6 protein-coding genes are annotated in these 10,098 nt (G+C 60.7%); 4 read left to right on the top strand and 2 right to left on the bottom strand.

What is annotated here, in order from left to right; translation table 11 throughout:
- The coding region (locus VHX65_12880) for a hypothetical protein (protein HEX3999438.1) at nt 1–1,627 on the bottom strand (1,627 nt) is incomplete at its 3' end.
- Nucleotides 1,628–1,991: 364 nt separating this feature from the next.
- Here VHX65_12880 and tssE point away from each other — a divergent pair.
- The 4 genes from tssE (at nt 1,992) to VHX65_12860 (ending at nt 8,395) form a co-directional block, all read left to right on the top strand.
- Nucleotides 1,992–2,474: a type VI secretion system baseplate subunit TssE gene (gene tssE, locus VHX65_12875; GenBank protein ID HEX3999437.1), complete on the top strand. Its 483-nt coding sequence runs from the start codon at nt 1,992–1,994 to the stop codon at nt 2,472–2,474.
- A gap of 69 nt (nt 2,475–2,543) precedes the next feature.
- Nucleotides 2,544–4,403 (top strand): type VI secretion system baseplate subunit TssF, encoded by a 1,860-nt coding sequence (gene tssF / locus VHX65_12870; protein HEX3999436.1) that lies wholly within the window; start codon nt 2,544–2,546, stop codon nt 4,401–4,403.
- The gene (gene tssG, locus VHX65_12865; GenBank protein HEX3999435.1) at nt 4,367–5,890 is read left to right on the top strand and encodes a type VI secretion system baseplate subunit TssG; all 1,524 of its coding nucleotides are present in this window, start codon (nt 4,367–4,369) and stop codon (nt 5,888–5,890) included. Before tssF ends, tssG begins: the two co-directional genes overlap by 37 nt.
- A gap of 753 nt (nt 5,891–6,643) precedes the next feature.
- Nucleotides 6,644–8,395, top strand: a complete 1,752-nt coding sequence (locus VHX65_12860) for a hypothetical protein (protein ID HEX3999434.1) — start codon at nt 6,644–6,646, stop codon at nt 8,393–8,395.
- A 694-nt stretch (nt 8,396–9,089) separates the two neighbouring features.
- On the opposite strand, the gene VHX65_12855 is transcribed toward VHX65_12860, so the two are convergent.
- On the bottom strand, nt 9,090–10,098 hold a 1,009-nt coding region (locus tag VHX65_12855), incomplete at its 5' end, for a hypothetical protein (GenBank protein HEX3999433.1).

Raw genomic sequence — 10,098 nt, 5'->3', positions numbered from 1 at the left:
TTGGTGGCCGGGGATTGTCCCCCTCTGCCTTGCCGTTTGGTGTTTCGAGCGGATGGACGGCATACAGGCTGAATCGCTTCGAGTTGTGCAACCAGTTGGCGAAGTTGAAACGCTCGACCCAGGCCGGATAGGTGGTGTAGACCAAGTGCGACTCGGCGGGCGAAGCGGCCGGCGGCGACCAATTCGACAAGCGGTCGCGCACCACGAGGCAATCGCCGTCGCCGCGCTGGATGATCGCCGCCAACTCGGCCTCGCTTTTCAATCGCCAGCAAGTGAAATTCGGCGGACGATAGAAAAACATCGTCGCGCCGACGTTTTCAAACGGGCTGCGCGTTTCGGCCCCCAGCACATACATTGTGCAGCCATGCGGATAATGGTCGTAAAGCCAGTGTTGAAAATTCAGGCTTGGCTCGTGAGCCACGAAGCAGGCGTAGACAAGCATCGCCGCATTGAACGCAACGAGCGCTTTCGCCCACACCGAATGCCGCAGCCGCCAAATCCGCTTCAACCATGCCGGCTGGGGCCGACCGCCGCTCGATGGCATTAGCGCGACGACAAACCCGAGCGTCGCCACGAGCGCGATCGGGAACATGTAGCGCAGTTCTTTGTGTGGCACGATGCTGTGGACGACGAAGAACGGCAGCGTGGCCCAGGCGACCACATGCCGCGGATGCCGCACCCATGTGACCAGCATTGCCACGACCCACAGCGCCGCGATTGGCGCCGCCGGGCTGCCGATCACCTTGACGAAATAGGCCCAGATCGGGGCAGTGCCGTCGAGGCTCGGCCGCCCTTGGAGAACATCAGTATGAAAATAGTTCCATGGAACGACGACCCAATGGCCGTAGCCCCAGCGATCGACCAGCGTTGCCAGCGCGACCATCGGCAGCACTCCCCACCCGATCAACGCGACGCTGCCGATTCGCCGTCGAATGCCGCCCGACGATGTAAACGCGATCCAGCCCATCACTCCCATCACGCCAAACGCCATCTGGAAGCGAAATTCGAACGCGAGGCCGAAGCAAATTCCTGCAAGCAACAATGACAACGGCGGGAACCGGCGCTTGGCGTGTTCCGAAGCCGCTTGGCCGGTCTCTGCCGTTGAGCCGAGCAACAGCGCCGCGATGCCCAGTGCCAAGAAACTGCCCGACAGCGATTCGCCCGACGTGCGCACCGCGAGATACGGAATCAGCCACAACGTTGCCAGCAGCATCACGGCCAGCCGCCGCGCTCGGCCCGGGCCGAACAAAACGTTGGCTGAGAGCATCAGCGACAGGATAGCTATCCAGGCAATCAGCCCGTTGATGACGCGAAACGCGGTGGCAAGAATGAACGGGTTTTCAACGCCCGCGGCAATCAGGGCTCGAGCGGCAACATAATACACGCCCGGCTGCAGCCACGGCCGGATTTGCGCCCGGTATTCCCAAGCCAACGCATTCTCGGGCGTTTTGCCCAGCTTGTACCCGGCGAATTCGACAACCTGATAATGCTCGTCGAACTGATAGAAGCCGTAGCTGTTGTAGGCGGCGACGGCGATCAGCAGCAGGCTCACGATGCTCCAGCGAACGACGAAGCGTCGCCAATGCGGATCGTCAGCGAGACCGCTATTCGCTCGAGCTAATTTCAAAAAGCCCATCCTGCACCTTTGGAACCGAACCACGGACGCCGGGTGCCACTGCTGGCTTGTCCAGTAGTGGGCCCGTTGCGCTTAGCTGAACCGCTAAGCCGCGCATAATCGGATTTATCGGCAGCGGAAGCGCATTCGCTAAACTTTACCGCCGCTGTTTTTGCAGATTCGCCCGGGCTTCGTTGCATTGCCCGCTTGGCGCGACCGCGAAAGCAACAAACCCTATGCATGCGTCGTTTGCAGTCGCGATTGCGAAGGCGCGGCGCGATCGGCTATAACGCTTGCTTGAGCAAGTGGTTTCGCAACTGCGACGGTCGATCGGCCACGAGCGTCGCAAGCGACGCTGCCAACGAACAATTGCCCCATGACACGAATCGATCTTCAGCAAGCGCTCACCCCGTCGATGCTCGATCGGCTGGTCGATCCCGAGTCGGGCGGCACACGGGCTCGCGCCGGCTATGGCGTCGAGCAGATCATCGCGGCCGTGAGGCGCGATTTGGAGGATCTGCTGAACACACGCCGCGCGGTGGTCGACTTGCCGGCAGAATTTCCCGAGTTGCGCCGTTCGCCGATCGGATTTGGCATCCCCGATTTTGGGTCGATTCCGACCTCGACGCCGCAGCAACAAGAATCGATCGGAGCCATGCTCGAAGCGACCATCGAACGGTTCGAGCCGCGGCTGCGCGACGTGCATGTGATCCTGGTCGAAGAGAGCCGTGCCGGCCGGCAGTTGAATGTGCGATTCCAAATCGAGGCTCGGCTGTCGATCGAACCGTATCCCGATATTTCGTTTGAAACAATCGTCGAGCTGACGACCGGTTGCACGTCGATTCGGGCCATGAAATAAGCTGAAGGCATAATCCATTTGCCGTAAACTGACCGCGGCGGACGGCACACGGAGTGTGCCTGCTACATTATGAGCGGACCGCTTTTTCCTTATTACGAACGCGAGCTGATTTTCATTCGGCAATTTGCCGAGGATTTCGCGGCCCGCTATCCGGCCGCGGCGGGGCGGCTGTTGCTCGAATCGACGCGAAGCGGCGATCCGCACGTCGAACGGATGATCGAATCGTTCGCGCTACTGGCCGGACGGATTCATCACAAGCTCGACGACGAATTTCCCGAGCTGACCGAAGCCCTGCTGGGAGTGCTTTATCCGCATTATCTCGCGCCGGTGCCGTCGATGGGCATCGTCGAATTTCAACTCGATCCGACTCGCGGCCCGTTGCCCGACGGTTTTCGCATTGCCCGGCATAGCCGGATGCAAACGGCCCGGGTCGGGAATTTGCCGTGCCGATTCCGCACGGGCTATCCGGTGACGCTGTGGCCGGTGGAGTTGACGCAGGCGATGGTGCAATCGCCGCCGTTTCCGCGCGAATTCGAGCCGCCGCGGCGCACCGCCGCCGCTTTGCGTTTGCAATTCGAATGTCAATCGGAATTGAAGTTCTCGCAGCTTTCGCTCGACGAATTGCGGTTTTATTTGTTTGGCGATGCACATGTCGTCGGCATTCTTTACGAATTGATCTTCAACCATGCGACGCAGGTCGTCCTCCGGTCGCTGGAGCCGGAATTGAAGCTGGCGCCGATCGTGCTTTCGCCCGCCGAATGCCTGGGGCAAGTCGGATTCGACGCGGCCGACGGCCTGCTTCCATATCCGCCGCAAAGCTTTTTGGGCTACCGCCTGCTAAGCGAACTATTTGCGATCCGCGAGAAATTCCTGTTCCTGGATCTGAAAGGCTTTTCGAAAGCCGCGGCAGCTGGCTTTCAGCGGAAGATGGAAGTCGTCGTCTATCTCGACCACACGGTTCGCCGCGTCGAGGAATGGATTGATCGAACGACGTTTCGCCTCGGTTGCACGCCGGTGGTCAATCTGTTCGAGCAAGTGGCGGAGCCGATCGCGCTCGATCAGGGGCAATACGAATATCGCGTGGTGCCCGACGTAGCCAATCAGCGCGGCATGGAAGTGTTTTCGATCGACGAAGTGTTGAGCGTGAACCCGGCCACGTCGACGACGACGATTTATCGCCCGTTCTATTCGTTTCATCATCGCCGCGATGGGTCCGAGAGCCCGACATTTTGGCATTCGTCGCGCAGGCTATCGACGCAGGAAGGAGATCGCGGGACGGATCTTTTCTTGCACCTTGTGGATCTCGACTTTCAGCCCCAATTGCCCGCCGACGACACGCTGGTGGTCCGCACGACGTGTACCAATCGTGACTTGCCGAACCAATTGCAGCATGCCGGCGAAAGGCTTTATTTCGAGCTGGAAGGGGCCGCGCCGCTGGCGGGAATCCGCTGTCTGAAAACCCCCACCCCGCCGCTGAGGGCCCCCAGCTTGCGCGGCCGATATTGGTCGCTCGTCTCGCACCTCACGCTGAATTATCTTTCGCTGGCCGATCCGGTGCAGGGGCGCGACGCGCTCTGCGAAATTCTCCGGCTCTACGATTTCAGCGACCCGCAAGCCGGTCAGCAGCAATTGTCGGACATCACCCGGCAATTGATCGAAGGCATCGTGCGCATTCACACGCGCCGCATCGTCGGGCGCACCGGCAGCAAAGCCAGCAGCGGTTTTTCCCGCGGCATGGAAGTGATTGTCGAGCTGGATGAGGAAAAATACATCGGCACCGGCACCTTCCTGTTCGCTTGTGTGCTCGAACGGTTCATGGGCCTGTATGCGGGCATTAATTCCTTCACGCAGTTCGGCGTAAAAACGACACAAACTGAAGGGCTTTTGAAGAAATGGCCACTACGGGCGGGCGAGCAAGCTCTGATCTGACTCCCGGCAAACCGGCGAATGGGAACCCGCCGCCGGTCGCCGCTGCGCCGATCGGCAGCCCGCCGCCGAGTAGCGCGCCGATCGGTAGCGCGCCGATCAGTAGCGTGGTTCCGGCCGCCGCCGCGCCGCCGACCGCCGCCGCAAAGCCGGCCACGGCAGCCCGCCCCTCGGGTGCCACTAGCTCTGCCAGCGCTGCTGCGAGGCCCGCGGCATTCGTGCCCGCCAGCAATGTCGCTAGCGCCTCGGCCGCGGCAATGGCGGCCGTGACTGCCGCTTTGCCCGGCCTCGATCCGACGAGCGTTGCGGTCCGCTTGTTTACGCAGCCATATACGTTCGATTTCTTCCAGGCGGTCCGCGTTTTGGAACGATTGTTTCCGGATACCATGCCGGTCGGGTTTGATGGGCCGCCGGCGCGCGAAACGGTGCGGTTCTGCAGCCATGTGTCGTTGATCTTTCCGCCCAGCCAGATTTGGGAATTGCGGCCGTCGGGTGGCGAGCGTTCGGTGCCGGAGATGAGCGTCGCATTTTTTGGCTTGGTGGGGCCAAGCGGAGTAATGCCGCGGCACTACACCGAAATGCTGATGCGCATTCAGCGCGACTACAAGCATGGCGAAAAATTTGCCCTTCGCGATTGGTTCGACCTGTTCACCCACCGCATGCTCTCGCTCTTCTACCGAGCTTGGGAAAAATATCGCTTCTACATCGCCTACGAGCGCGGCGAATATCTGCAGCATCCGCCCGACCCGTTCACGCACGCGCTATTGAGCTTTTCGGGCCTCGGATTGGCTACGCTGCGAAATCGCATCCGCGTCGTGGCGTCGATCGGTGAATCGACAACCGAAGAGTCGGCGGGTAAGGCTGTCGGCGACGCTCCATCCAAATACGGCACCCTGCACGCGAGGCCGGAGCGCCGCACGCTGGCCGAGGTCGATGACCAAGCGCTGTTGCGCTACGCCGGTTTGTGGGCCCGCCGGCCGCGAACGGCCCTTGGCTTGGCCGCGCTGCTATCCGACTATTTCGAGCTGCCCGTCGAGGTGCAACAGTTTCACGGCCAATGGCTGCAGCTCGATCCGACCGACCAATCGCAATTGCACGCCGATTGCATGAATTGCCGGCTGGGCGTCAACCTGGTGATTGGCGAGCGCGTTTGGGATGTCGAAGGGAAGATACGCATCCGTGTCGGCCCGCTCGACTATGAACAATTCGTCGAGTTCCTGCCATATCGCGGCGCGGTGACACGTTCGAAAGCGTTTTTCTTGCTTTCGCATCTAACGCGACTTTATATCGGCCCGACGTTGGCGTTCGACGTGCAATTGCTCTTGCGCGGCGAGACGGTGCCCGACATCGTTCTCTCCGATTCCGCCGGCCCGGGCCTGCGGCTGGGCTGGAACACTTGGCTTCGCTCTGGCAAACTTCGTGGCCGCGTCAAAGACGCCGTTTTCGAAGGCCAGGAGGTATTCGACCTGACCGGCTCGCGGCAAGACTAGGCTTTGTAGAAACTCGCCGATCATCACACTAGCCCGAAGTGTCAGCGAGGGTCCGTTGACAGACGCTCCAAGCCTCCGCCCTTGGCGCGGCTCCGGCCTGGGCTGCGCGAAGTGGCCTTTCACGCCGAAGTATTACGCCGCGTCACCAACCGAATCGGCCGGCGCAATGCCAATTCCCCCCCTCTCGTTTCGAGCGCGAGCAAGAATGGGGCAAAGCGGAGGATCGATGGAGCAGCGTTTTAGGGCGTCCGATTGCGAGGGAGAGCGAATCGGCATCGCCGCCGGCACACGGAGTGTGCCTACTACGTAGCAGGCATACTCCGTATGCCGTCGGCCACTTGAAACGCGTGCCGCCACTCTGTTCGAGTGTTGTTCGAGCGCGAGCAAGCATAGGGCAAAGCGGAGGATTGATGGAGCAGCGTTTTAGCGGCGTCCGATTGCGAGCGAGAGCGAATTGGCATCGCCGCCGGCACACGGAGTGTGCCTACTACGTAGCAGGCATACTCCGTATGCCGTCAGCCACTTGAAACGCGTGCCATCATCCTTTCGAGCGGGCGCCGGTGCCGATTGTGGCAATCCGCACGATTAGAGAATTGACGCCGGCGGAAATAGGGTTCTGCGGCAAAGAAATTGCTTGTGTTTTCGCCTGCCAAGCTTGTCGCGTTTTGACAAGCCAAGGTTTACCGGGCAGAATTCCTGTTACCGCGGCTTGATCCAGTTTACCGCGGTTTGCCGGTGGTCGGTGGCGGAAGTGTGGACGGTTCGGTTGCCCTGATTCTCAAATACGGAAAGCGGTTTTGCCCGATGGCCATGAGCTTCTGCCCTGCGTCGTCTTGTAAACCGCTACGCGACCAATCGGTTCCCGCCGCACCGCGAACCAACGGGGCCCGCATTCTGGAACCCTCGGCCGAGCACGTCGCCGATTTGCTTGCCGACAACCGCGCGATCATCGACCGGTCGGATTACGACGTTCAAGGAATTCGCCTGGCCGAGTTGGCCTCGCAGGCCCGGCGACAATTGATCGCGGCGGCGCTGGCCTATACGCGGCAATATCGCGATGTTCCCGAACCGCCGCCCGAGCGCGGCAATGGCAGCACGGTGGAATTGCCGCCGCTGTTGCTTGCGGGGCATCAACCTGAGATTTTTCACCCGGGCGTGTGGCTGAAGAATTTCGTGCTGCATCGGCTTGCCGAGCGGCATGGGGGCGTGGCCATCAATTTGGTGATCGACAGCGACACGATTAAATCGTCGTCGTTGCGGGTTCCGGTCGGCAGCGTCGAAAAACCGCGTGTCGCGTCGGTGCTGTTCGACAGGCCGTCGGCCGAGATTCCATTTCAGGCGCGCGTGATCCAAGATCCGGACGTATTTGCGAGTTTTGGGGCTCGCGCGGCGGAGCGGTTGGCCCCGCTGGTGGCCGATCCGATGGTGCGCGAATTTTGGCCGTTGGCGGTCGAATGCGGTCGCCGCACCAAGAATCTAGGGCAAGCTTTGTCGCAAGCGCGGCACCAATGGGAAGGCCGCTGGGGGCTCACGACGCTCGAGATTCCGCAGAGCGTTGTGTGCTGTTTGCCGGCGTTCCGCCATTTTATGGCCCACCTGATCGCCCACTTGCCGCGGTTGTGGGAAGTGTATAACAGCGCCCTTGCCGAATATCGCCGCGAGCATCATGTTCGCAGCCATTCGCATCCGGCGCCGGAATTGGCATCGGAAGGGGCTCGGCTTGAGGCGCCGTTCTGGATTTGGTCTGCTGAAAATCCTCGGCGCCGCCGAGTGTTTGTGCTGCCGCGCGGCGATGATCTCGTGCTCTCCGATATGCAGGGATGGGAAATCTCTCTGCGGCTTTCGCCCGATTCGGAAACCGGCACCGCCGTTGTGCAGCTTTCCGCGCTATGCGATCGGGGCGTCAAGCTCGGCAGCCGCGCTTTACTGACGACGCTCGCCGCGCGCGTGCTCTTTGGCGACTTGTTCATCCACGGCATCGGCGGAGCGAAATACGATCGACTCACCGACGCGATGATTCAGCGATTTTTCTGCATCTCCCCCCCGGCTTTCTTGGTTGCATCCGGCACGCTGCACTTGCCGATCGCGCACCAGTCGCCGACGGCTGCCGACCTGCGAATGGTCCGCAGCCGGTTGCGAGAATTGGAGTTTCATCCGGAGAAGTTTTTGGACTCGCAATCGCCGGCAGACGCTTCGCAGCCGTCGGCCATCTTGGCGACGGAGCCGAACGATTTGGGGGCCGCCTATTGGATCCACGAGAAGCAGCAATGGATCGCGGCGAACGTGGGGGCCGAGGAATCTCGCCGCCGTTGCCGGGCCATCCGCGAAGCGAATCGGCAGCTTCAACCCTTCGTAGCCGATCGCCGTGCCGAACTCGTCGGCCGCGGCGAATCGCTGAATGCCCAATTGCGCGCCGACGCGATTCTTTCGTCGCGCGAATACGGTTTCTGCTTGTATCCGCAAGAAACCTTGCGAAACTTTCTGCCCGGCTTTCCATCCGGCTGAGGGCTGCACGAAAATAATCTCGACACTGCCTCTCGATGGGTGCCGCTTGAGCGCCACGGCCACCGCACTGCGTGGACATGCAATCCGAAAAGCACGCGCACGCCGGCCTTGAATTCTAGAGGAGCAGTTATTCTTCCCCGCTGGCTGCGCCAAATTGCGACCGTTGGACCGTCGCCCAATCCTCGACGTTTGGCCGCGCCAAGCGCCGCGGAAAACAAAGGCCCGATTTCCAGAAAGTGTCGGACCGTACGTACCCGCAATTACCCCGTCCGTTACCGGCGCCAAGGCCGCCGTCCGCAGCAGCATTGGCAACAGTTGGGCTTGGTCTTTTCTGGCACGTAAACGTTGAGGTCGGACATCGAGACGCGTCCGTCCACCGCACCGCCAACCGCACCGTTTGGGGCTTCCGGCAATGACACGACGACACGGTCTGCGCCCGCAGTGAATCTGAGCACGACACGCGGTTCGTCGCCGAGGTCGATCGAGTAGCTCGCAGCCTGTCCGCGACTGAATACAGCCGGCGTAAATGGCGTAGGCTCAATTTTGCCTTGAAGACTGACCCGGAACGCCTCCACTCGGACGCCGACGAGTGGCGTAGTATCAAGCGAAAGCGTGCTTCCTGAAAATGTCCCGCCATAAAGTGGGGCGGCAGCTAAGGCAAGAACGCCAGCAATGAGTAACAGTCGAGTTTTCATCATTGGTACTCCAAAGTGATACCGTAAAGGGAAAGGTTTCTTTTGGGGAATGGTTCCTTATCGTCCGGAGACAGCGGTTCAACTTCAATAATCGCAACAAATAATTCACCGGCGCGGGGGCCGTCAAATTCGACGAGGCCTGTCGGCTCGTAAGACCGTGTGGGCTCCTGTTCCATGTGAAGGACTCTCACGCCAACGGAGTCTTTGCGAGGTCGCGTGTCGACCAGCATGCACTCCCCGTCCTCCACCCGTGCGTTTCCCGAAAACTTGAACTTCCGGTGAAACGATCCGTAACCCGATTCAAACGGAGCTTTCTGAATCAGCAACAGCGCCTCCCGACTTGCGGGGGTCTTGTCGGCGTCGGAGCGGTAGGCAGCCACTGCAAGGGCGATCTGCTGCCGGGCCTCGGCGGATAGCGTAATTCCAGCCAATTCCGCCTCAGGCCCAGCGATCTGCGGTTCCCTTAGCTCAATTTGCCGGTCCCCGAAACTGCTGTGCGCACGATCGATGACGGCCGTGACGATTTTTTGGCATTGGAGCACAATTGGCGCCCATCCGAAGCACGCGCCAAGCATCGCGATGAGTAAGAGCAGGGCACCAGCGAGGCTATAATGGTCCATTTTCGTAAACAGATGCGCGCGTCTCACTTGGCCCTTTGAGAGCTCGAGCGCGGTCTTTTCGTCGTCCCAATCAAATGCGTCGTTCTGCCACGGTCGGTACGGTTCTGCAACCGTGGGCTCGGCGGGAGCGAGGAAGGCCAATGACCGTCTTGCGGCGGCGTAACCCTGAGAAAAAAGCGCCGACCACTCTTTCGTGGTGAAGGCGTCGAAATCGGTACGCAGGCGTGCGACCGCGTTCTGCACAGCATTATTGATCTTTGCGTTGTGAATGAGCCATTTGGTACGCTGGGCGTAGAATGTATGCATGAGAACCAAGGGAACGGCGGCAGAACTGACCGTGCGCCGGCGGATCGGCGGGAAGCTGCTTCTGCAAGGGAAGAAGCTTACC

The organism is Pirellulales bacterium (assembly GCA_036267355.1).
Taxonomy (GTDB): domain Bacteria; phylum Planctomycetota; class Planctomycetia; order Pirellulales; family DATAWG01; genus DATAWG01.
The sequence above is the reverse complement of the archived record's forward strand: the minus strand, read 5'-3'. Positions and strand labels throughout refer to the sequence as shown.

Coding starts and splice junctions, on each gene's coding strand:
- tssE (HEX3999437.1), top strand. CDS start 1,992: ATGACACGAATCGATCTTCAGCAAGCGCTCACCCCGTCGATGCTCGAT.
- tssF (HEX3999436.1), top strand. CDS start 2,544: ATGAGCGGACCGCTTTTTCCTTATTACGAACGCGAGCTGATTTTCATT.
- tssG (HEX3999435.1), top strand. CDS start 4,367: ATGGCCACTACGGGCGGGCGAGCAAGCTCTGATCTGACTCCCGGCAAA.